This is a genomic window from Actinospineispora eucalypti, from assembly GCF_039543365.1.
Classification (GTDB): domain Bacteria; phylum Actinomycetota; class Actinomycetes; order Mycobacteriales; family Pseudonocardiaceae; genus Pseudonocardia; species Pseudonocardia eucalypti.
The window spans coordinates 249897-271176 of sequence record NZ_BAABJP010000043.1 but is presented as its reverse complement, the minus strand read 5'-3'; the positions used below and the strand labels follow the sequence as shown (position 1 = coordinate 271176).

General features: G+C 72.3%; 20 protein-coding genes and 1 tRNA gene. 9 read left to right on the top strand and 12 right to left on the bottom strand.

Annotated features, from left to right (window positions below; translation table 11 throughout):
• From ABEB12_RS32940 to ABEB12_RS32930, 3 genes are all read right to left on the bottom strand, one after another.
• On the bottom strand, positions 1 to 1611 hold the full coding sequence (locus tag ABEB12_RS32940) for a DUF885 family protein (RefSeq protein ID WP_185063562.1): 1611 nt from the start codon (positions 1609 to 1611) through the stop codon (positions 1 to 3).
• 317 nt (positions 1612 to 1928) lie between these two features.
• The gene (locus tag ABEB12_RS32935) at positions 1929 to 2405 is read right to left on the bottom strand and encodes a DUF3237 family protein (protein ID WP_185063561.1); all 477 of its coding nucleotides are present in this window, start codon (positions 2403 to 2405) and stop codon (positions 1929 to 1931) included.
• The gene (locus ABEB12_RS32930; RefSeq protein ID WP_185063560.1) at positions 2402 to 2857 is read right to left on the bottom strand and encodes an ester cyclase; all 456 of its coding nucleotides are present in this window, start codon (positions 2855 to 2857) and stop codon (positions 2402 to 2404) included. The genes ABEB12_RS32935 and ABEB12_RS32930 overlap by 4 nt, the downstream gene beginning before the upstream one ends.
• 59 nt (positions 2858 to 2916) lie before the next feature.
• On the opposite strand from ABEB12_RS32930, the gene ABEB12_RS32925 reads away from it, so the two are divergent.
• Positions 2917 to 3513, top strand: a complete 597-nt coding sequence (locus ABEB12_RS32925; RefSeq protein WP_185063559.1) for a TetR/AcrR family transcriptional regulator — start codon at positions 2917 to 2919, stop codon at positions 3511 to 3513.
• 10 nt (positions 3514 to 3523) lie between these two features.
• Here ABEB12_RS32925 and ABEB12_RS32920 read toward each other — a convergent pair.
• Positions 3524 to 3598: transfer RNA gene (locus ABEB12_RS32920), tRNA-Thr, on the bottom strand.
• A 43-nt stretch (positions 3599 to 3641) separates the two neighbouring features.
• Between ABEB12_RS32920 and ABEB12_RS32915 the strand changes: the two genes are divergently transcribed.
• From ABEB12_RS32915 to ABEB12_RS32905, 3 genes are read left to right on the top strand one after another with little or no spacing between them, the layout of a single operon-like run.
• Positions 3642 to 4301 (top strand): GPP34 family phosphoprotein, encoded by a 660-nt coding sequence (locus ABEB12_RS32915; protein WP_185063558.1) that lies wholly within the window; start codon positions 3642 to 3644, stop codon positions 4299 to 4301.
• Between the two features lie 8 nt (positions 4302 to 4309).
• Positions 4310 to 5740, top strand: a complete 1431-nt coding sequence (locus ABEB12_RS32910; protein WP_185063557.1) for a threonine/serine exporter family protein — start codon at positions 4310 to 4312, stop codon at positions 5738 to 5740.
• A 10-nt stretch (positions 5741 to 5750) separates the two neighbouring features.
• Positions 5751 to 7175 (top strand): trehalose-6-phosphate synthase, encoded by a 1425-nt coding sequence (locus ABEB12_RS32905; RefSeq protein WP_185063556.1) that lies wholly within the window; start codon positions 5751 to 5753, stop codon positions 7173 to 7175.
• A gap of 176 nt (positions 7176 to 7351) precedes the next feature.
• On the opposite strand, the gene ABEB12_RS32900 is transcribed toward ABEB12_RS32905, so the two are convergent.
• Positions 7352 to 8455: a substrate-binding domain-containing protein gene (locus tag ABEB12_RS32900; protein WP_185063555.1), complete on the bottom strand. Its 1104-nt coding sequence runs from the start codon at positions 8453 to 8455 to the stop codon at positions 7352 to 7354.
• 130 nt (positions 8456 to 8585) lie between these two features.
• Between ABEB12_RS32900 and ABEB12_RS32895 the strand changes: the two genes are divergently transcribed.
• The 3 genes from ABEB12_RS32895 (at position 8586) to ABEB12_RS32885 (ending at position 11325) form a co-directional block, all read left to right on the top strand.
• Positions 8586 to 9554 (top strand): metal ABC transporter solute-binding protein, Zn/Mn family, encoded by a 969-nt coding sequence (locus ABEB12_RS32895; protein WP_185063554.1) that lies wholly within the window; start codon positions 8586 to 8588, stop codon positions 9552 to 9554.
• An 83-nt stretch (positions 9555 to 9637) separates the two neighbouring features.
• Positions 9638 to 10471 (top strand): metal ABC transporter ATP-binding protein, encoded by an 834-nt coding sequence (locus ABEB12_RS32890; protein ID WP_221498560.1) that lies wholly within the window; start codon positions 9638 to 9640, stop codon positions 10469 to 10471.
• Entirely contained in the window at positions 10468 to 11325 is an 858-nt protein-coding gene (locus tag ABEB12_RS32885) for a metal ABC transporter permease (protein WP_185063553.1), read from the top strand. Before ABEB12_RS32890 ends, ABEB12_RS32885 begins: the two co-directional genes overlap by 4 nt.
• Here the strand turns inward: ABEB12_RS32885 and ABEB12_RS32880 are convergent.
• From ABEB12_RS32880 to ABEB12_RS32855, 6 genes are all read right to left on the bottom strand, one after another.
• Positions 11318 to 12544, bottom strand: a complete 1227-nt coding sequence (locus ABEB12_RS32880) for a hypothetical protein (protein ID WP_185063552.1) — start codon at positions 12542 to 12544, stop codon at positions 11318 to 11320. The two genes, ABEB12_RS32885 and ABEB12_RS32880, sit on opposite strands and share 8 nt — an antisense overlap.
• Before the next feature lie 78 nt (positions 12545 to 12622).
• Complete coding sequence (rlmB, locus tag ABEB12_RS32875) at positions 12623 to 13576, bottom strand: 23S rRNA (guanosine(2251)-2'-O)-methyltransferase RlmB (protein ID WP_185063551.1); 954 nt, start codon at positions 13574 to 13576, stop codon at positions 12623 to 12625.
• An 8-nt stretch (positions 13577 to 13584) separates the two neighbouring features.
• Positions 13585 to 15003, bottom strand: coding sequence for a cysteine--tRNA ligase (gene cysS / locus ABEB12_RS32870; protein ID WP_185063550.1), 1419 nt, complete (start codon positions 15001 to 15003; stop codon positions 13585 to 13587).
• A 462-nt stretch (positions 15004 to 15465) separates the two neighbouring features.
• Complete coding sequence (ispF, locus tag ABEB12_RS32865) at positions 15466 to 15930, bottom strand: 2-C-methyl-D-erythritol 2,4-cyclodiphosphate synthase (RefSeq protein ID WP_185063549.1); 465 nt, start codon at positions 15928 to 15930, stop codon at positions 15466 to 15468.
• Positions 15927 to 16751 carry an IspD/TarI family cytidylyltransferase gene (locus tag ABEB12_RS32860; protein ID WP_345703338.1) on the bottom strand — a complete coding sequence of 275 codons (825 nt, stop codon included), beginning with the start codon at positions 16749 to 16751 and terminating at the stop codon, positions 15927 to 15929. Before ABEB12_RS32860 ends, ispF begins: the two co-directional genes overlap by 4 nt.
• Before the next feature lie 84 nt (positions 16752 to 16835).
• The gene (locus ABEB12_RS32855) at positions 16836 to 17324 is read right to left on the bottom strand and encodes a CarD family transcriptional regulator (RefSeq protein ID WP_185063547.1); all 489 of its coding nucleotides are present in this window, start codon (positions 17322 to 17324) and stop codon (positions 16836 to 16838) included.
• A 292-nt stretch (positions 17325 to 17616) separates the two neighbouring features.
• Between ABEB12_RS32855 and ABEB12_RS32850 the strand changes: the two genes are divergently transcribed.
• Both ABEB12_RS32850 and radA read left to right on the top strand, forming a co-directional pair.
• Positions 17617 to 18135 (top strand): copper chaperone PCu(A)C, encoded by a 519-nt coding sequence (locus ABEB12_RS32850; RefSeq protein ID WP_185063546.1) that lies wholly within the window; start codon positions 17617 to 17619, stop codon positions 18133 to 18135.
• Between the two features lie 7 nt (positions 18136 to 18142).
• On the top strand, positions 18143 to 19540 hold the full coding sequence (radA, locus tag ABEB12_RS32845) for a DNA repair protein RadA (protein WP_185064597.1): 1398 nt from the start codon (positions 18143 to 18145) through the stop codon (positions 19538 to 19540).
• Here radA and ABEB12_RS32840 read toward each other — a convergent pair.
• Positions 19473 to 21179 (bottom strand): hypothetical protein, encoded by a 1707-nt coding sequence (locus ABEB12_RS32840; RefSeq protein WP_185063545.1) that lies wholly within the window; start codon positions 21177 to 21179, stop codon positions 19473 to 19475. The genes radA and ABEB12_RS32840 overlap by 68 nt on opposite strands.
• Positions 21180 to 21280: the final 101 nt, after the last annotated feature.

The following is a 21280-nucleotide window of genomic DNA, read 5'->3' as shown; positions in this document are numbered from 1 at the left end:
TTAGAACAAGTCCTTGGGGGTGCCGGCGGCGGGGCCGAGCATCTGGGCGCGGACCAGTGGGATGGGCGGGCCCCCGTAGGACAGGAAGGTGTCGTGGAACTGCTTCCACGCCTTCTCGCCGCCCCGGGGCGCGGTCCAGTCCGCGCGCAGTTTGCGGATCATCAGCTTGCCCAGGGTGTAGTTCAGGTAGGCCGGGTCGTAGGTGCCGCGGGCCGCCTGTTGGCGGGCGTTGCCCGGGTCCACGTAGCCCTGCTCGCGGAACATGGTCTCGCAGGTCTGCTGGGTCATCCCCTGGGTGTGCAGGCCGATCGCGCACAGGTACCGGACGTTGCGCAGCAGCGCGTTGGCCAGCTGGCCGATGTGTACCTCGGGCGAACCCGCGCCCAGGCCGGCCTCCCACATCAGCTCCTCGGTGTAGTGCGCCCAGCCCTCCGCGTAGGCGTAGCCGACGAACAGCCGGCCGAACTCGAACGGGGACCGGTTGGCGTGCAGGAACTGCAGGAAGTGCCCCGGCCACACCTCGTGCGCCGAGGTGAACAGCAGGTCGGCCTTGCCCGGGATGTACGCCTCCTGCTCCTCCTTGGGCCAGCTCGGGTCGGGCGGTGAGATGTAGTACACCGACGGCATGCCCTTGTCGTAGGGACCGGGGATGTCGATGTAGGCGGAGTTGGACCGCTGGTACGGCGGCGACTCGGCGACCTGCGCCTCCTCGGTGCCGGGGATGCTCACCAGGTCCTTGTCCACCACCAGCTGGCGCAGCCCGGCCAGCTGCTCGCGGGCGCCGGCCACCACCCCGCCGGCCGGCTTGTCGGCGTTCATCGCGGCGATGCAGTCCACGATCGAGGCGCCCGGCCGGTACTGGGCGCAGGCCTGCTTGAGGGCCTCGGTGTTGCGCGCCAGGTCGGCCCGGCCGACCTGCTCCAGCTCGGCCAGCGGCGTGGTCACGCCCTCGGTCATGCGCAGCATGTCGGCGAACCGCCCGGGGCCGAGCGCGAAGTCCTCGGTGGCGGTGGGTTCCTGCTGTTTGAGGTAGTCGGCGAGCCCCTGCATGGCCTGGGCGGCCGGGCCGATCGCGTCGGTGAGCTGCTGCTTCAGGGCCGGGTCGGCGACCTGCTCGAACACCTTCGGCACGTCGTTGCGGTAGAAGTCGGGCAACCCGCCGAAGCCGTCCACACCGTACTTGACGAAGCTGCGCGGCAGCGGCGGCTTCAGGTTGGCGCGGATCTGCTCGGCGGCCTTGGGGATCGCCCCGGCGTACCCGACGAACGCCTTCAGCCGGGTCTCCAGCGGGGCGTACGGCCTGGTCAGGTAGGTCGCCGGGTCCAGGCCGCCGTCCAGGTAGTAGCCCGGGTTGGTGAACGGCTGGCGGGCGTTCTCCATCCAGAACAGCTGGCCGTCGATCACCGAGAGCAGGTACTGCTGTTCGAACCGCTGCCGCTCGTCGAGCTGTTTGAACCCTTCCGCCCGGGTCCGCTGCTCATGCAGCCAGGAGACCGTCCCGTTGATGCCCTCGGGGGACCAGTCGGGCAGCTTGCCGTCGAACTCGTGCCGGCCCTGGCCGACCGCGAACGCCGGCTCGCGCTGGAACAGGCCCTCCTGGAAGTCACTCATCGCGCCCGCCCAATCGGCGGCGGCCTGGCTACTCGGTGGTTCGCTCGCGCACCCCGCGCCGAGCAGCAGAACAACAGACCCCAAGATCAACAGGTACTTCCTCACCAGAGGTACGCTACCGTGATCTTGACCTCGGCGGGTCCAAGTCGTCCGACGATTTTCTGCGGGGTGACCCGCAGGCGGCGACGCCGTAAGCGGTTGCCGGAAGCGGCATGGAAACGTCGTTACCTGTGCCGCTTCCGGCAACCGGCCTTTACGGACCCCCGACCTTTGCGTTACCAATGTTGCACATGTGACTCAAGTGACACAAGAGGCACTTAGTTCACCGCGTGGACGCGGTAGGCGACACCACCCTCCACCAGGGAACCCGAGCCGACGGCGACGACGTCGTTCAGCCAGGCGTAGGCCGGCGCACCGGTCTCGAACAGCGGGGCCGTCCGGAAGTAGTAGCGGGCCGGGTCGACCAGGTGCCGCCGCGCCGGGTCGGCCAGCTCGCCGCGCAGCTCGGCCGGCACGGTCCACCGGCCGCCGTAGCTCACGTACACCAGCGCGCCGTCGTCGGTGCGCAGGGTCAGCCGGACGTCCAGCGCCATCGTGCCGTCCGGGCGGAACAACGCCCAGTCGCCACCGCCGGCCAGTACCTCCCCACGCAGCTTCGGGCCACTGAACGTGCCGCCGGCCGAGCCGAACAGCACCCGCCGGCCGAGCGGCCCGGCGCCGAAATCCAGCGGCGGGTCCAGCCGGACCTCCGCGTCGAACAGGTGCGTGGTGACGATCTCCAGCGTCCCGGTCATGCCGGCACCCGCTCACGGAACACGACGCGGCGCACCGCATCGGTGGAGACGCCGGACTGGGCACACAGCTCGGAGAGGTCGAAGAAGAACCGCTCGTGCACGATCAGCCCGTCCCGGAAGGCGAACTCCAGGAACACCGGCAGCTCGGCCCGCCGTCCGTTCGGCCGCACGCCGAACCGTTCGCCGGTCATGGTCATCCGGGCGGTGCCCCAGCACACCAGCCCGCCGCCGTGCTCGGCGTGGCCGGCCAGGTCCACCCGGTAGTCCGGGAACGACTCGAAGAACCCGGACAGCACCCGCTCGTTCTCCGCCAACCCCCGGGCCACGGTGGCGAACGCGGGCGTCTCCAACACCATCTCCGGATGCATCAGGGCCAGCGCGGCCGGGAGATCCCGCCGGCCCTTCGCCTCGGCCAACGCCACTACCAGGTCAAATCCTCGATGTATCAGCATGCGGTCCAAACTAGACGTACGATCGGTCGTATGTCTAGTTCGAGTGGAAGGATGCCGCAATGGCCGATCAGCGACTGGAGCGCGGCACGCGGTCCCGGCGGGCGATCGCCCGGCACGCCGTGGACCTGGCGTCGCTGGACGGGCTGGGCGGGCTCAGCCTGGGCCGGCTGGCCACCGACCTGGGGCTGAGCAAGAGCGGTGTGCAGACGCTGTTCGGCACCAAGGAACGCCTGCAGCTGGCCGCCGTGGAACTGGCCCGCGAGCTGTTCATCGACGCCGTGGTGACGCCGGCCCTGGCCGCGCCGCGCGGCGCGGCCAGGCTGCGCGCCCTGTTCGACCGGTGGGTCGACTACGCCGCCACACCGTTGTTCCCCGGCGGCTGCTTCCGGGTGGCCAACCTCGCCGAGTTCGACAGCCACCCCGGACCGGTGCGGGAGGCGCTGTTCCGGGACCAGGTGGACTGGCGCGACCTGCTCGCCGGTGAGCTGCGGCATGCGGCGGATGCCGGCGAGATCGCCGAGCTGGACGCCGGACACGCCGCGTTCCTGCTCGACGCCGTGCTCTGCGCCACCAACACCGCGCTGCGCCTCGGCGACGCCGAAGCGGTCCCGCGCGCGCGGCGCGTGCTCGAGGGCTTCCTGGATCCCCCGGTCTGACGGGCCGAACTGGAGCCGGTGGTCGGGGTCGAACCGACGACCTTCCGCTTACAAGGCGGGTGCTCTACCACTGAGCTACACCGGCGGGCGGGCAAAATCATGTCACCCCGGCCCCTACTCTAGGAAGCATGACACAGCTGATCGCCGAGGAGCTGCTGTTGCTCGTCTACCGGCTCGACGGCACCGCCTACGGCAAGACCATGGAGCTGGACAAGGCGCTGGGCGGCGCACTCCTGATCGAGCTGGCGCTGGACGGCCGCGTCGACCTGGTGGACAAGCGGCTGCGCCCGGCCGCGGAGACCGCCCAGCGGCCGGCGCACCCCGAGCTGGACCAGGCGCTGGCCCTGGTCGAGGCGAAACCCCGGCTGCCCAAGCAGCTGGTGGACAAGCTGTCCGTCGGCGTGCGGCGCCGGCTGTCCCTCGGGCTGGTCGAGGCCGGGGTGCTCACCGACGAGTCCAGCCGGGTGCTCGGCATCTTCCCCTGGCGGCGCTACCCGGTGGCCGACCCGGCCCCTCGCGAGGACGCCCTGCGCCGGCTGCGCGCGGTGGTCATCGAGGGCGCGGAACCCGACCCCCGGACCGCCGCCCTGGCCACGCTGATCCTGGCCGCCGGCTTCACCAAGCGGATCTTCCCCGGGGAGGACCAGCGCGCGGTCAAGGCCCGGCTGCGCGAGCTAGCCAAGGGCGACTGGGCCGCCGAAGCGGTGCGCAAGGCGGTCCAGGCCGCGCAGGGCGCGATGATGGCGGCGGCCGCCGGCGCCGCCGCGGCCGGTGCGGCGGGTTCCTAGGGCCTGGCGTGAACAAGTTCGGACAGCGGCTGCGCGGGGTACTGCGCACCGAGCAACAGGGCGGCCGGCACCTCTGGCACGTCTGGCAGGGCAACCACCACGAGGACTCCGGGAAGTTCTCCGCCAACGAGCCGGAGGCCGGCCCCAGCGTGCCGGACGACACCCGGGTGCTGCGGGTGTTGGACCTGGCCATGCGGGTCGGCGAGGTGCTGCTGTCCTCGGGCGAAGGGGTCGCCGAGACCACCCGGATCATGCTCAGGGTGGCCGACGCGGGCGGCCTGCCGACCTGCGAGGTGGACATCACGTTCACCTCGATCACCATGTGCTGCCACCGGGGGATGATGGCGGCGCCGGTGACCACCATGCGGCTGGTCCGGTACCGCTCGCTGGACCTGACGCGGCTGCGCGAGGTCTCCCGGCTGGTGGACCGGATCGAGGAAGGCCGGATCGAGCTGGCCGCCGCCACCACCGAGCTGGACCGGATCACCACCGCCCCGCACCCCTACCCGCGCTGGCTGGCCACGCTGGCCTGGGCCGGGATGGCCGGCTCGGTCGCCGCCCTGCTCGGCGCCGGCTGGGTGGCCGCACTGGTCGCGTTCGCCGCCACCGGCCTGATCGACCGGATCGGCCGGGTGCTCAACCGCTACGGGCTGCCGATCTTCTTCCAGCAGGTCTCCGGCGCGCTGCTGGCCACCGGCGTGACCGCCGCACTGATCTACTTCCGCCTGCTCCCCGCCGGCACCCTGCCCTCGCTGGTGGTGGCCGCCGCGCTGACCGTGCTGCTGTCCGGGCTGTCCGTGGTCGGCTCGGTGCGGGACGCCATCGACGGGTTCTTCCTCACCGCCATGGGGCGCAGCGGCGAGATCGTCATGTACTCGGCCGGGCTGCTGGCCGGCGTGGTGATCGCGCTGAAGGGCGCGCTGGTGTTCGGCGTGGAGCTGGCGGTGGCCGGGCCGCTGCCCAGCACCAGCGCCTCCATGGTCGCGCGCGGGCTGGCGGCCGCCGCGACCGCCGGGCTGTTCGCGCTGGCTGGCTACTCCCCGGTGCGCTACCTGCCGGCGGCGGCCGGCACCGGGCTGATCGGCTGGGTGATCTACACGCTGCTCTACTCGGCCACCGTCGGCCCGGTGGTGGCCACCGGCATCGCCGCCATCGCGCTCGGCCTGGTGTCCGGGCTGCTCCACCGGTGGACCGGCGTGCCGCACCTGGTGATCACGCTGGCCGCGATCTGTCCGCTGCTGCCCGGTCTCACCGCGTACCGGGGTTTCTACCAGCTGGCCGTGACCGGGGTGGCCGACGGCCTGGTCACCGTGCTGGTCGCGCTGGCCGTGGGGCTGGCCCTGGCCGGCGGGGTGGCGCTGGGCGAATGGTTCATCGAGCGCGTCTGGCCGGTGCGTTCGATAGAGATCACGGCCCCGATGGTGCCTTCGGAGCAGTAGGCTCGCAGGTGTGAACGCCGCCGGAGCGTCCGAGTTCATCGTGGTGGCCAACCGTCTGCCGGTCGACCTCGTGGTCGGCGAGGGTGGCGAACGGTCCTGGAAGCGCAGCCCGGGTGGCCTGGTCACGGCGCTCGAGCCGATGCTGGCCGGCCGGGATGCGGCCTGGGTGGGCTGGCCGGGTGTGCCGGACGCGGAAGTGCCGCCGTTCGAGCAGGACGGGGTGTCGCTGCACTCGGTGCGGCTGGCCGCCGACGAGGTCAACCAGTACTACGAGGGGTTCTCCAACGCCACGCTGTGGCCGCTCTACCACGACGTTGTGGCACCGCCGGTCTTCCACCGGCACTGGTGGCACACCTACGTGCGGGTCAACCAGCGGTTCGCCGAGGCGGTGGCCAAGGTGGCCGCGCCGGGCGCCACCGTGTGGGTGCAGGACTACCAGCTCCAGCTGGTGCCGGAGCAGCTGCGCGCGCTGCGCCCGGACCTGCGCATCGGTTTCTTCCTGCACATCCCGTTCCCGCCGACCGAGCTGTTCATGCAGCTGCCGTGGCGGTCGCAGATCGTGCGCGGGCTGCTCGGCGCGGACCTGGTCGGCTTCCACACGCCCGGCGGCGTGCGCAACTTCCGCTGGCTGGCCGGGCGGCTGGCCGGCGACCGGGTGCACGGCAGCACGGCGGGCACCGGCGCGCGCCCCGGGGAGATCTCCTACGACGGCCGTTCGGTGCGGGTGGGCGCGTTCCCGATCTCCATCGACTCCGCCGCGCTGGACAAGCTGGCCCGGTCCGCGCCGGTGCAGAAGCGGGCGGCGGACATCCGGGCCGACCTGGGCAACCCCAAGCGGGTGGTGCTCGGCGTGGACCGGCTGGACTACACCAAGGGCATCAACCTGCGGTTGACCGCCTTCCACGAGCTGCTCATGGACGGCCGGATCGACGCCTCGGACACCGTGTTCGTGCAGCTGGCCACGCCCAGCCGGGAACGCGTCGAGCACTACAAGCAGATGCGCGACGAGATCGAGCTGTCCGTCGGGCGGATCAACGGCGAGTTCTCCCGGGTCGGCCACCCCGCCGTGCACTACCTGCACCAGTCGCTGCCCCGCGACGAGCTGGCCGCGTTCTTCGTCGCCGCCGACGTGATGCTGGTTACCCCGCTGCGGGACGGGATGAACCTGGTGGCCAAGGAGTACGTGGCGTGCAAGTCGGACCTCACCGGCGCGCTGGTGCTGTCCGAGTTCGCCGGCGCGGCCGGGGAGCTGGGCAGTTCCTTCCTGGTCAACCCGCACGACCTCGACGGGCTCAAGAACACCATGTACAGCGCGCTGACCATGCCCGAGGAGGAGGGCCGCCGCCGCATGCGCGCCCTGCGCCGCCAGGTCCTCACCCACGACGTAGACCGCTGGGCCCGCTCCTTCCTAGCCGCCCTAGGCGTCCCCACCTAACCCCCACGCCCGCACTGATTCAGTGACTCTGGCAGCGTGATTCAGTGCATTCAGCAGCGTGATTCAGTGACTTTGGCAGTGTGCTGAAGTGACTGAATCACCGTGCTGAACGCACTGAATCGGCGTGCTGAACGCACTGAATCGGCGTGCTGAAGGCACTGAATCAGGGGTGGGGGTTAGAGGCCGGAGAACCAGCGGGTTGGGGGGGTGGCGGTGCCGCTGGTGCGGCCGATTACCAGTTCGGTGGGCAGGATCACAGACTTGGGCTCGGTGCGGTCGCCCCGGCTGAGCAGGAGCTCACCGGCGATCCGGCCCTTCTCCCGCACCGGCTGGCGGACCGTGGTCAGGCCCGCGCCGATCGCCTCGGGCACCCCGTCGAACCCGGTGATCGTGAGTTTCTCCGGCACCGACCAGCCCCGTTCGCCGGCCAGCCGCAGCGCGCCGAGGGCCAGCACGTCGGAGGTGCACACCAGCGCGGTGAGGTCGCTGTGCGCGTCCAGCAGGTCGGCGGCCGCGCTGGCGCCGGATTCCAGCGTATGGTCGAAGCGCTGCACCACCGGCACCTCGGTCCAGTCCACGCCGGCCGAGGCGAACCCTTCGCGCAACCCGGTCAGGCGTTCCCGCTGCACCGAGTATCCGGCGGTGCGCTGGCGGTCCAGGTCGGCGAGACCGTCCGCCGGGGTGTTGTTCAGCCGCATGCAGATGACGCCGATGCGCCGGTGCCCCAGCTCGACCAGGTGCGCGGCCATGGCGAGCATGCCGCCCCGGTCGTCCACACCGACCCGGTCCACCCCGGGCACGTTCATCGGCTGGTCGGCGACCACGGTGGGCAGCGGGCGCTCCAGCACCGCGCGCAGGTGCGGGTCCTGCTCGGGCACGGAGTAGACCACGAAGCCGTCCACGCTGGCCTGGTGCACGGTGGTGACGTCCGAGTTGCGCCGGCTGGCCGGCATCAGCAGCAGACCCTGGCCGGCGTTCTCGCAGGCCCCGGCCAGCCCCTCCAGGAAGCCCAGCGCGGCAGGGTCACTGAATGCGAAAGAAAGCTCCTCGGTGAGCAGCAGGCCGACCGCGCGCGCCTGCCGGGTGCGCAGCGAGCGGGCGACCGGGTCCGGGCCCGGATACCCCATCCGCCGGGCGGTCTCCAGCACCCGGTTGCGCAGTTGCACAGACAGCTGGTCGGGGCGGTTGTAGGCGTTGGACACGGTGGTCCGTGAGACCCCTAGCTCGGCGGCGAGGGACGCCAGCGTGGCGGGTCGCCGCACACGTGAACCACGGGTCATCTCCTGACCGTAACGGTTCAGAAGACCCGCGGGTAGCCAGTGGGGGCCTGCGTGACGCCTGTGTCATCTACCTCACGCGCTAATGATCATGATAACGACAATGGTTTCCAATTAGCGTATGGTGTCCTATATGGACTTCTCGCGTGCCGCCTTAGTGTCCGGCCTGGCCCTCGCCCTCGCCACCGCTGGTTGCGGCTCGGCCGACCAGGCCACCCCCGCCGCCACGCCCGGCCCGGCCCCCACGGTTTCGGTGGTCGCCAGCACCGACGTCTACGGCGCCGTGGCCAGCGCCGTCGGCGGGTCACACGTGAAGGTCACCTCGGTGATCCACACCCCGGACGCCGACCCGCACGAGTACGAGAACACCCCGGCCGACGTGGTCGCGGTCGGCGAGTCGAAGGTGCTGGTCACCAACGGCGGCGGGTACGACGGGTTCGCCGACAAGCTGGCCGAGGCCGCCGGCCGCAAGCCGGTGGTGATCAACGCGGTGGCGCTCTCCGGACTGGCCCCGGCGGAAGCCACCCACGAGGGCGCGCGGGAAGCCTCGCACGAGGAGCACGCGGAGGGTTTCAACGAGCACGTCTGGTACCACCTGCCCACCGTGGCCAAGGTGGCCGACGCGCTGGCCGGCGAGCTGGCCAAGGTCGACCCGCCGAACGCCGGCGCGTACCAGGCCAACGCGGCCGCGTTCCGCGGCAAACTGGACGGCCTCACCGCCAAGCTGAACGCGATCAAGGCGGCCCACCAGGGCGCCAAGGTCGCGGTGACCGAACCGGTGGCCGGATACCTGATCGACGCGGCCGGGCTGACCAACGTCACCCCGGCCGAGTTCTCCGAGGCCATCGAGGAGGGCAACGACCCGCCGGCCGCCGTGCTCAACCAGGCCCTGGAGGTCTTCCAGGGCGCCGACCCGGCCCGGGCGCTGCTGCTCAACGCGCAGACCGAGAGCGCGGCAACCAAGCAGGTGGAGGACGCGGCCGGCAAGGCCGGGGTGCCGGTCGTCAAGGTGACAGAGACGCTCCCGGCAGGCATCGTGGATTACGTGCAGTGGATGGGTGGGCAGATCGACCAGCTGGCCGGCGCGCTGGATCGCAAGTGACGGCGGTCGAGTCCTCGGCGGCCCCAGCCGTCGACCGGAAGGACACCGGCGGCGGAGCCGGCGGGCTGGGTCGGGCGCCCAGTTTGGCGCCCGACGGGAACACCGGGATTCCGGCGGTCGAGCTGGCCGGCGCCCGCCTGGCGTTCGGCGACCGGGTGCTCTGGGACGGGCTGGACCTGCGGCTGGACCCCGGCGAGTTCGTCGCGGTGCTCGGGCCGAACGGCTCGGGCAAGACCACCCTGCTGAAGGTGCTGCTCGGCCAGCTGCGGCTGACCGCCGGCAGCGTGGCGGTCAACGGCCGGCCGCCGAGGCGCGGCCACCCCGACATCGGCTACATCCCGCAGCAGCAGCCGATGGACGTCGACGTGCCGCTGCGCGGGCGCGACCTGGTCGGGCTGGGCGTGGACGGGCACCGGCTGGGGCCCCGCCTGCTCAGCCCGGCGGTCCGGCGGGCGCGCCGGGAGAAGGTGGACGAGGCGCTGGCCGCCGTGGGCGCCACCGGCTACGCCGACGCCCCGGTCGGCCGGCTCTCCGGCGGGGAGCAGCAGCGGCTGCGGGTGGCGCAGGCGCTGGTCGGCGACCCCTCGGTGCTGCTGTGCGACGAGCCGCTGCTGTCGCTGGACCTGGCCAACCAGCGGGTGGTCTCCGGGCTGATCGACCAGCGCCGGGTGGACGCGGCCACCGCCGTGCTGTTCGTCACGCACGAGATCAACCCCATACTGCCGCTGGTCGACCGGGTGCTGTACCTGGTCAACGGGCGGTTCCGGATCGGCACGACCGACGAGGTGATGACCTCGGAGGCCCTGTCCGAGCTGTACCGCACCCGGGTGGACGTGCTGCGGGTGCGGGACCGGCTGGTCGTGGTCGGCGCCGACGGCTCGGTCGACTCCGCCACCAACTGCGGGCACCATCCATGACCGAACTGCTCGCCCGGGTGTTCACCTTCGACGGCCTCGGCCGGCTGCTGGCCCAGCCGTTCGTGCACAACGCCCTGATCGCGGCGGCGGTGCTCGGCCTGATCGCCGGGCTGCTCGCCCCGCTGATCGTGGCCCGGGGCATGGCGTTCGCCGTGCACGGCACCGCCGAGCTGGCCTTCACCGGCGGCGCGGCCGGCCTGCTGGTGGGCACCGCTTTCGTCCAGTTCGGCGCGGTGGTCGGCGCGGTGCTGGCCGCCCTGGTGTTCGGCCTGCTCGGGCTGCGCCAACGGGAACGGGACTCGGTGATCGGCGTGGTGCTGGCCTTCGGGCTGGGCCTCGGTGTGCTGCTGCTCGCGCTCTATCCCGGCCGGGCGGCGAACAAGTTCGGCCTGCTCACCGGCTCCATCGTCTCCGTGGACACCACCAACCTGTGGCTGCTCGGCGGTTGCGCAGCGGTGGTGATCGGCGCGCTGCTGGTCTGGTACCGGCCGCTGCTGTTCGCCAGCACCGACCCGGCGGTGGCCGCCGCGCGCGGCGTTCCGGTGCACTGGCTGTCCCCGATGTTCGCCGTGCTGATCGGGCTGACCACCGCGCTCGCGGTCCCCGCCGTCGGCGCCATCCTGGTGCTCGCGGTGATGGTCACCCCCGGGGCGGCGGCGGCCCGGGTTTCCTCCAACCCGGTGGTGGTCACGCTGCTCGCGGTGATCTTCGCCGAACTGTCCCTGCTCGGTGGCACGGTGCTCTCCCTGGCCCCGGGCCTGCCGATCTCCGGGTACGTGGCCACGCTGATCTTCCTGTGCTACCTGGCCTGCCGGGTGGTCGCCCGGGTCCGGCCCCGGGCCGCGGCTAGGTGAGGTTCAGGCCTCGCCACCGGTCCTGGATCCCGGCGTAGCGGCGGCCGGCCAGCAGCCGCAGAGCCTGGTCCAGCTGGCCGAATGCGTCAGTTCCCTGGCCGAGTTCCACCGTGTAGACGCCCTCCGCGTCCCGCAGCGTCGACATCTCCGGATGCCGGTCGCCGAAACCGGGGTCGGCGGGCAACAGGGCCAGCAGCCCTTGCGGCGGAACCCGGCCGTACCGGTCACGCACCCGGCGTTGGTGCAGGTAGACGGCCGTCAGCTCGTCCCACCGCACGGTGAACCCGCCGTCGCCCTCCATCCGTACCCCGGCCGGGCCGACCAGCAGCCACCAGTGGTTCTTCCCCCCGAGCGCGGTCAGCGACGCCGCCCCGAGCAGGGCGAACAGCGCACCCACCAGCACACCCGCGATCGGTGGCGCCCCCTCGATCCGGCCGGTCAGCCCGCCCAGGATGCCGGCCCAGCCGAAGGCCAGGCAGAGCAGGCCCCCGATCAGCAGCCTCGAACTGGACTGTCCGGGCAGTTTCACCCGCAGTTCGCCGAGCGCCCGGCCGGGCGGTTCGGACGGATCCGGCGGTTGGGACGGATCCGGCGGTTCGGACGGATCCGGCGGTTCTGCCGGTTCGGGCGCACGGGCCGCCGGGTCGACGAGGCCGGCCGGGCCGGTCGCGTGGGCCAGACCGGCCGGGCCAACCGGGTCGGTCGGCCCGCGATAGCGAGATCCGGCGAACGTGGCGAGCGCGGCATGCACCCGGTGCAGGGTGTCCGGCCCGGCGCCCAGCTCGATGCGGAACGTGTCGTCGGGGGCGAAGTAATGGGCGCGCAACGCCGGGTGGCGGGCACCGAACTCCGGGTCGGGCGGGCTCAGCACCAGATAGCCGACGGGACTGTGCTCCGGGTTGACGGCGACCAGGCCGACCGAGCTCAGCTCCGACCAGCCGATCGTCGTTCCCCGGTAACCCACCCCGGCCCTGTCGATCGTCAACGTCGCCCGCCGCCAACCGCTCAGCAGCCGGCCGAGCCACCACAGGGCCGCGGCCAGCAGCGCCGCGCCGACGCCGCCCGCCCCGACCTTGTCGACCACCGACTCGGCGCCGTCACCGGCCGCCCAGACGATGAAGGCGAGACCGACCACGCCGGCCACCAGCGACCGGCCCAGCTGGTACCTCGGCCGGGTGCTCAGGTCGAGGGACAGCCCTCCGCCGCTCCACGTGGTCACACCGGCGCACAATAATCGGCCGCCGCACTCGCTGAGAGCGGTTTGCCGGAATCCGAGCCGGCCGGCGGAGCGGCGAACTCAGTTCCGGCGGCGGCGGGAGATCTCGGCCAGCAGCACCCCGGCCGCCACCGAGGCGTTCAGCGACTCCGCCGGGCCGTCCATCGGGATCGAGACGGTCACGTCGCAGGTTTCCCTGACCAGCCGGGACAGCCCCTTGCCCTCCGAACCGACCACGATCACCAGCGGGTCGGTGGCCAGGTGGAACTCGTCCAGCGGCACCTTGCCGTCGGCATCCAGGCCGGCCACCATAAGGCCGGCGGTGGCGTACTCGCGCAGCGTGCGGGTGAGGTTCACCGCGCGCGCCACCGGCAGCCGCGCGGCCGTGCCGGCGGAGGTACGCCAGGCCACGGCGGTCACCCCGGCGGAGCGGCGCTGCGGCAGCAGCACCCCGTGCGCGCCGAACGCGGTCGCCGAGCGGACCACCGCGCCCAGGTTGCGCGGGTCGGTCACCCCGTCCAGCGCGACGATCAGCGGCGGACGGTCGGCGTCCTGCGCGGTTTCCAGCAGCTCATCGGGGTGGGCGTACTCGAACGGCGGCACGGTCAGCCCGATGCCCTGGTGCAGGGCGCCGTTGGCCATCCGGTCCAGCTCGGTCCTCGGCACCTCGAGGATGGCGACGCCGGCTTCGGCGGCCAGCCGGACCGCCTCGGCGATCCGCTCGTCCGCGCTGGTGTTCAGGGCCACGTGCAGCGCGGTGGCCGGCACCTTCGCCCGCAGACACTCGACCACGGGGTTGCGCCCGAAGACCGTCTCCGGCCCGTCGGTGTCCCGTTTGCCGAACTTCTTGCGGGTGAGCTTCTTGGCCACCGCGGCGGCGCGCTTCTGTGCCGGGTGGCCGGGGCGTAACTCGGCCGGCGGGGTCGGGCCCTTGCCCTCCAGCGACCGGCGGCGCTGGCCGCCGGAGCCAGCGGTCGGCCCCTTCTTCGTCCCCGGCTTGCGGACCGCGCCCTTGCGGCGTGAGTTGCCCGCCATTTACTTGATCAACCGTCCTTCAGTGTCCAGGTGGCGCCGTCCCGGGTGTCCTCGACCACGACGCCGGCGGCCAGCAGGCGCGCCCGGATGTTGTCGGCCGCCGCGAAGTCGCGGCGCGCCCGGGCGTCCGTTCGTTGCGCGAGCAGGTCCGCAACCAGCGCGGACAACGCGGCCGTGGCGGCGGCGTCCGCCCGCGACCCCGCGCCGCCCGCCCACCGCTCGGAGAGCGGGTCCAGGCCGAGCAGGTCGGTCATCGCGCGCACCTGGCCGGCGGCCGCCGCGGCGGCGTCCCGGTCGCCGGCGTCCAGTGCGGCGTTGCCCTCCCGGACCGCGCCGTGGATCGCGGCCACCGCACCCGGGGTGCCGAGGTCGTCGTCCATCGCGGCGGCGAACTCCGCGCCCAGCCCGGTCTCCGCGACCCGCGCGGCCCGCTCCGGCGCGCCGATACGCTCCCGCACCCGGTGCAGAAACGACTCGATCCGCCGGTACGCGGCCACCGCCTCGGACAGCGCCGCGTCCGAGTACTCGATCATCGACCGGTAGTGCGGCGAGACCAGGTAGTAGCGCAGCTCGGCACCGCGCACCCGGGTCAGCAGCACGTCGATGGACAGCGTGTTGCCCAGCGACTTGGACATCTTGTCCCCGCCGAGGGTGACCCAGGCGTTGTGCGTCCAGTACCGGGCGAACCCGTCGCCGGCCGCCCGGGACTGCGCCCGCTCGTTCTCGTGGTGCGGGAACACCAGGTCCAGCCCGCCGCCGTGGATGTCGAACTCGGAGCCCAGGTAGCGGGTGGCCATGGCCGAGCACTCCAGGTGCCAGCCGGGCCGCCCGTCGCCCCACGGCGTCGGCCAGCACGGCTCGCCGGGCTTGGCCGCCTTCCACAGGGTGAAGTCGTGCGGGTCCCGCTTGGCCCCGCCGGCGCCCTCGCCCTGCTGCATGTCCTCCGGCCGCTGCCCGGAAAGCCGCCCGTAGTCGGCGTACGAGGGCACCGAGAAGTACACGTCGCCACAGTCCACGGCGTAGGCGTGCCCGGAGTCGATCAGCCGCTGCATCAGCTCGATCATCTGCGGCACGTGCCCGGTGGCCCGGGGGCCGATGGACGGGGGGAGGCAACCCAGCGCCTCGTACGCCGCGTCGAACGCCCGCTCGTGCGTGGCCGCCCATTCCCACCACGGCCTTTGGTGCTCCGCGGCCTTGGTCAGAATCTTGTCGTCGATGTCAGTGACATTTCGCACGAGTGTGACGTCCAGCCCCTGGTGGTGCAGCCACCGGCGCATGACGTCATAGTTGAGACCGCTGCGCACGTGCCCGATGTGCGGCATCCCCTGCACGGTTGCGCCACAGACATAGATCGACGCCGCCCCGGACCGCACCGGGATGAACTCCCGCTGCCCTCTGGTGGCCGTGTCGTACAGGCGCAGACTCACCGTTTCAATGATACGGATCGCGCCATCGCCCCGGCTCGCGACCTGCATCTCCCCGGCTGGCGGCCGCCGGTTGGGGTTCGGGGCTGGTTCTAAAGCAGGCTTGGACGGCGCGGCTGGGGTTGGTCTGCCGCGGCTCAGGCTTGGCCCCTTGCGTTTTGCGTGGGGCGCCGCGCGTTTTGTCACGCACCGTAGCCGCTGGTAAGCGGCTTTGCGGGACTTCGCTCGTCGAGAGCTACACCAGTCGGGTTTTCACCAAGATCGAAGGCGACTGGTGTCGCTCTCGATGAACCGGGCCGGCCGCCAGCCCGCGCGGAACCCTCCGAATCGTCACCCTACGTAGTCGGTACCGGCGGGCCGGCCCACAACGCAACGGGCGAAGCCCGAGCCGCGGCAGACCGACCCAAGCCGCGCCGTCCAAGCCTGCTTTAGAACCAGCCCCGAACCCCAACCGACCGCCGAAAACTACCCGGCGAGCAACAATGCGGTGGCCACGGCGGCGATGCCTTCGCCCCGCCCCGTCAGGCCCAGCCCGTCCGTGGTGGTTCCACTCACCGAGACAAACCCATCGACCGCCGCCGAGAGCACTTCCTGCGCCTCCGCCCGGCGCGGGCCGATCCGGGGGGCGTTGCCGATCACCTGGACGGCCGCGTTGGCCACCGTCCAGCCGGCCTGGGCGAGCAGCTCGCGGGTGTGTGCCAGGAACGCGGGGCCGTGCGCGCCGGCCCAGCGGGGGTCGCCGGTGCCGAAGACCGCGCCGAGGTCGCCCAGCCCGGCGGCGGAGAGCAGCGCGTCGCACAGTGCGTGCGCGGCGACGTCACCGTCGGAGTGGCCGGCGCAGCCGTCCACTCCCGGCCAGTGCAGCCCGGCCAGCCAGCACTCCCGGCCAGGTTGAATCGGGTGCACGTCCGTGCCGATGCCGACCCTCACGCGTCCGCCAGCAGGCTGGCGATGCGCAGGTCCCAGGTGCTGCCGATGTGGAAGGCCAGCGGGTCACCGGGGACGGCACGGACCTTCTCGCCCAGCCGCTCCACCAGCCAGACCTCGCCCCGCCGGGGGGAAACCGGCTCGGTGGCCGCCGAGGCGAGCGCCCGCTCCAGGAGCTCCCGGTGGAATGCGGCCGGGGTCTGCGCGGTGCGCAGTGACGACCGGTCCACGGTGCCGATCACCCGGTTCTCCGAGCCGGCGGCCCGTTTGACGGTGTCCGCGACCGGCAGCACCGGAACGACCGCCTTGCAGCCCGTCCCGTCGCCGACCGCCTCCACCATCGCGCGGATCAACGAAGGTGGGGTGAGCGCCCGCGCCGCGTCGTGCACCAGCACGATCCGGGTGTCCGGGTGGCGTTCCAGGCCGCGCCAGAGCGCGGCGGACAACGCCGAAACCCGGTCGGCTACGCCGACCGGGCTGGCCGGACGCCCAGTTTGGCGTTCGGCGGACACACTGTCGGCGTAGCCGACCGGGCTGGCCGGACGCCCAGTTTGGCGTTCGGCGGACACACTGTCGACGGAACCGACCACCCCGGTCGGGCGCCCGGTTTGGCGCCCGACGGAAACACCGTCCGCCGGGCAACCGATCACCTCGACCGCGGCTTTGCGCCCGCCCGGTCGCCCGAGCACCGCACCGAACAACGTGCGCACGGCATCGAGTTCGACCGACGGCACCGCAACCAGCACACCGTCAACCACACCCGAGTCGAGCAGGCCTCGCACCGTGCGCACCAACAGCGGCACTCCACCGAGCGGACGCAGCACGTCCGTCACCCCGGGGCCGGAATCTCCCGCCCGGCCGCCGGAATCGACAGAGCCAGTGGCCGGCACAAGCGCCAGCACGCTCACTTAGGACGCGGTGGCCAGCACCTCGTCGAGCAACAGCTCGGCCTTCTCCTCGTCCGTACCCTCGGCCAGAGCCAACTCACTGACCAGGATCTGGCGGGCCTTGGCCAGCATCCGCTTCTCACCGGCGGAGAGGCCGCGGTCCTTCTCCCGCCGCCACAGGTCGCGCACCACCTCCGCGACCTTGTTCACATCGCCCGAGGCGAGCTTTTCCAGGTTTGCCTTGTAGCGCCGAGACCAGTTGGTCGGCTCCTCCGTATGCGGTGCCCGGAGCACGTCGAAGACCCGGTCCAGGCCCTCCTGACCAACCACGTCGCGGACGCCGACGAACTCGGCGTTATCCGCGGGAACGCGAACGGTCAGGTCTCCCTGGGCGACCTTGAGGACGAGGTACTGTTTCTCCTCGCCCTTGATCGTCCGTGTCTCGATGGCCTCGATGAGCGCGGCACCGTGGTGCGGGTAGACGACGGTCTCTCCGACCTTGAAAACCATATGTCCTCTGCCCCTTTCGCTGCTTCAAGGTTAACACGCCGGCATTGCGGGCGGCGCACCGGCATGCCTCGTCCTCGCAGGTCAAAGGGTTGACATCGGTTCAAGATCGTGCTCGCGAAGGGTGTGTTACCAACATCGCGGGTGCCGAGGTGCGCCCCCCGGAGGCACCGAGGTTAGGCTTCGCCCAGGTCATCCGCCTAGGACTTGATCTATCCAGTAGCCGGGAAAGGACTCGCCAGCCGTGAAGCCACTCCTCGCCACCAGGGCCAGACTCCGCCGTCCCGTCTTGGCCGTGTCGGTCGCGGCCGGGCTCGGGCTGCTGACGGCGGTGAGCGGCTGCGGGGCCGGCGCACTGACCCAGACCGCGCAGCAGGCCTCCGCCGTGAACGGCTACTCCGGCCGGATCGGCGACATCACCGTGCGGGACGCCTCGATCGCGTTCGCCGGCCAGGGCAACAGCGGGCAGGTGTACCTCGCCGGGCAGACCGCCGAGCTGAACCTGGCGTTGGTCAACGTCGGCGACACCGAGGACACGCTGGTCTCGGTGAGCAGCCCGGTGGCCGCCTCCGCCAAGATCGAGGGCGAGGCGGTTATCGCCGGCGGGCGCCTGGTGCAAGTGGGCAACGACGACGCCCAGGCCGACGCGCACTCGCTGGCCGACCGGACCATCAGCGTCCAACTGGTCGGCCTCAACCAGCCGATCAAGCCGGGCCTGAACTACCCGGTCACATTCACCTTCAAGAAGGCCGGCGCGCTGACCGCCAACCTGCCCGTCGGGTACCCCACCGGCGCGCTGGCCGAGCGGAAGTAGCGCCCCGCTGAGCCGCGCCAGCGCGACCCACCGGTGCGCCGACTGCGGCCACCAGGTGGCCAGGTGGGTCGGCCGCTGCCCGAAGTGCCAGAGCTGGGGAACGATCGAGGAAGCCCCGTCGGCCGGCGTCGTGAAGGTCGGCGGGCGGCGGGTGGTGGCGGCCGGGGCTCCGGCCACGCCGGCCCGGCCGATCGCCGCCGTCGAGCTGGATTCCGCGCGCGCCCGGCCCACCGGGGTGGCCGAGCTGGACCGGGTGCTGGGCGGCGGCCTGGTGCCCGGGGCGGTGGTGCTGCTGGCCGGTGAGCCGGGGGCCGGCAAGTCGACGCTGCTGCTCGAGGTGGCCGCGCGGGCCGCCGCCGCGTCGGCCCGCAACGGCACCGACTCCGCACCGGTCCTCTACGCCACCGGCGAGGAGTCGGCCGGACAGGTGCGCCTGCGCGCGGAACGCACCGGCGCGGTGCACGACCAGCTGTACCTGGCCGCCGAGTCGGAGCTCGGCGCGATCGTCGGCCACCTGGACGCGCTTCGCCCCAAGCTGCTCGTGGTCGACTCGGTGCAGACGGTCTCCTCGGCCGAGGTGGACGGCTCGCCCGGCGGGGTCACCCAGGTGCGCGCGGTGACCGTCGCGCTGACCGCGCTGGCCAAGTCGCGCGGGCTGCCGGTGATCCTGGTCGGGCATGTGACCAAGGACGGCTCGGTGGCCGGCCCCCGGGTGCTGGAGCACCTGGTGGACGTGGTGCTGCAGTTCGAGGGCGACCGGCACTCCACGCTGCGCCTGCTGCGCGGCATAAAGAACCGGTTCGGCCCGGCCGACGAGGTGGGCTGCTTCGAGCTGCGCGACGACGGCATCGTCGGCGTGGCCGACCCGTCCGGGCTGTTCCGCGCCTCGCATGACGGTCCGCCGGCCGCCGGGACGGCGATCACGGTGACCGTGGAGGGCAAGCGGCCCCTGCTCACCGAGGTACAGGCGCTGGTGGCCGGCAAGGACATCCCCTCGCCCCGGCGCGCGGTTTCCGGGCTGGACTCCTCGCGGGTGGCCATGGTGCTCGCCGTGCTGGAGCGACTGGCCAACGTGAAGCTGTACGACGCCGAGGTCTACACCGCGACCGTGGGTGGCATGAAGATCACCGAACCGGCGGCCGACCTGGCCATCGCGCTCGCCGTCGCCTCCGCCAAGCGGGAGAAACCGCTGCCGGGCGGGTTGGTCGTGGTCGGCGAGATCGGGCTGACCGGCGAGGTCCGGCGCACCACCGGAGTGGTACGCCGGCTCGCCGAGGCCGCGCGCCTGGGGTTCACCCGGGCCGTCGTGCCCGCCGGGTCCGAACTGGACGCGGCGACTAAGGCTGCGATCCAGGTGCTTGAGGTCGACCGTCTACAACCGGCGATGCGGGCGTTAGGGATGTAGGCGAGCCCTGCTGGCGGGGCTGGGCCTGCGGTTGCGACTGACCGGTCTGGCTCTGACCGGTCTGACTCTGACCCGGCAGGTTCTGCCGGGGCTGGGCCTGCGCCGGGGCCTGCTGCGGCTGGGTCTGCTGCCGCTGCTGGGTCTGCTGGGACGGCGCGGGCAACGGCTGCACCTGGCCCGGCTGGCGCTGGGTCTGTTGCTGGGTCTGCTGGGACGGCGCCGGCAGCGGTTGCACCTGGGTGTGCGGGCGGTGCTGCTGGGGCAGCTGCCGGGTCTGGTTCGACTGACCCGTCTGGCCGGTCTGATTGGTCTGGCCCGGCAGGGTCTGGCCCGTCTGGCTGGTCTGGCCCGTTTGACTGGTCTGGCCGGTCTGGCCTGTCGGGCTGGTCTGGCCCGGCTGACCCGTCTGACTGGTCTGGCCCGTCGGGCTGGTCTGGCCCGTCGGGCTGGTCTGGCCCGTCGGGCTGGTCTGGCCCGGCTGCGTCTGACCGGCGGGGTTGGTCTGGCCGGGACGCTGCTGCGCGCCGTCCGCGATGGTGAACCGGGCCGGGGAACTGGTCAGCGCGCCCAGCTTGCCGATCACCTGGTAGCTGCCCGCCGGCACCTCGGACCGGTTGGCCGCGCAGCCCGGCGCCGAACCGCGGGCCGACCAGCTGACCGGGAACTGCACGGTCTTGCCCGGCATCAGCGCGCGCAGGTCGGACTTCCGCTCCGGGAAGCAGTCGTTGCTGCTCCACACCCGGCTGCCGCCGGTGCTGCTGACCACCAGCTCCTGCAGGCCGGGGTCCAGATCACGGGCACACGCGGTCTTTCCGAGGTTGGCGATCACCAGGCGGAACACCGGCCGCTGGCCCGTCCGGTAGCTGGCCTCGTCGACCTGCGCGACCAGGCCCATGTCCTTGTCGGCGCACCGGGGCAGGCTGGCCGGGTCGGCCAGGTTGGCGCTGTCCGGGTTGACCTCGCTGTTGGTGCCGCCGGGGGCGTTCGGCTTGGCCGGCTTCTCCGGCTTCACCCGGCCCTGCTCCGGGATCCACTCGTTCTCGGAGGGCGACAGCGCGCCCGGCATCGCCTGCGCCCGCGGCTGGGTCGCCCCAGGCTGGGTCGTTCCCGGCTGGGTCGCCCCAGGCTGGGTCGCCCCAGGCTGAGTCGCGCCCGGCTGGGTCGTTCCCGGCTGAGTCGCTCCAGGCTGGGTCGCGCCGGGCATCGCCTGGGTGCCCGGCTGGGTCGTACCCGCGTTGCCCGGAACCACGCCCGGCTGGGCGCCGGGGAGCGCGTTGGCCGCGCCCGGCTGGGTGCCCGTACCCGGGTTGGGCAGCGCGCGCGGCGCCGCCTGGCTGGAGGTGGTCTGCGCCGAGTTGGCGGTCAGCGCCGAGTTGGAGGGCGGCAGCGGCAACAGCGACGGCGAGGAGACCGGTTCACCGGCCGCCGGTGCGGCGTCGGTGGCCGCGTCCGGTGGGCTCGGCGCCTCGGACAGTTCGGTCGAGCTGGCCGTGTGCTTCTCGCGCGCGGCCTGCCCGAACTCCTGTGGTTGTTGACTAGGCCCGGACACCGCCCAAACCACGAGCAGGACGAGCCCGACGACGACGCCGACCGCAACGGCCCGCCGACGCCAGTACACAGCGGCTTCTGGCTCGATCATGGGCTGAACGTTAACCTCACATCGAGGGTTTTTCGGGGAACCCGGCACGGCGCGTCACGAACTCGCCGAGATTTCTTCAGCCAAGTGAGGCATCCACCACC

Coding starts and splice junctions, on each gene's coding strand:
- ABEB12_RS32940 (WP_185063562.1), bottom strand. CDS start 1,611: ATGAGTGACTTCCAGGAGGGCCTGTTCCAGCGCGAGCCGGCGTTCGCG.
- ABEB12_RS32935 (WP_185063561.1), bottom strand. CDS start 2,405: ATGACCGGGACGCTGGAGATCGTCACCACGCACCTGTTCGACGCGGAG.
- ABEB12_RS32930 (WP_185063560.1), bottom strand. CDS start 2,857: ATGCTGATACATCGAGGATTTGACCTGGTAGTGGCGTTGGCCGAGGCG.
- ABEB12_RS32925 (WP_185063559.1), top strand. CDS start 2,917: ATGGCCGATCAGCGACTGGAGCGCGGCACGCGGTCCCGGCGGGCGATC.
- ABEB12_RS32915 (WP_185063558.1), top strand. CDS start 3,642: ATGACACAGCTGATCGCCGAGGAGCTGCTGTTGCTCGTCTACCGGCTC.
- ABEB12_RS32900 (WP_185063555.1), bottom strand. CDS start 8,455: ATGACCCGTGGTTCACGTGTGCGGCGACCCGCCACGCTGGCGTCCCTC.
- ABEB12_RS32895 (WP_185063554.1), top strand. CDS start 8,586: ATGGACTTCTCGCGTGCCGCCTTAGTGTCCGGCCTGGCCCTCGCCCTC.
- ABEB12_RS32885 (WP_185063553.1), top strand. CDS start 10,468: ATGACCGAACTGCTCGCCCGGGTGTTCACCTTCGACGGCCTCGGCCGG.
- rlmB (WP_185063551.1), bottom strand. CDS start 13,576: ATGGCGGGCAACTCACGCCGCAAGGGCGCGGTCCGCAAGCCGGGGACG.
- ABEB12_RS32855 (WP_185063547.1), bottom strand. CDS start 17,324: ATGGTTTTCAAGGTCGGAGAGACCGTCGTCTACCCGCACCACGGTGCC.
- ABEB12_RS32840 (WP_185063545.1), bottom strand. CDS start 21,179: ATGATCGAGCCAGAAGCCGCTGTGTACTGGCGTCGGCGGGCCGTTGCG.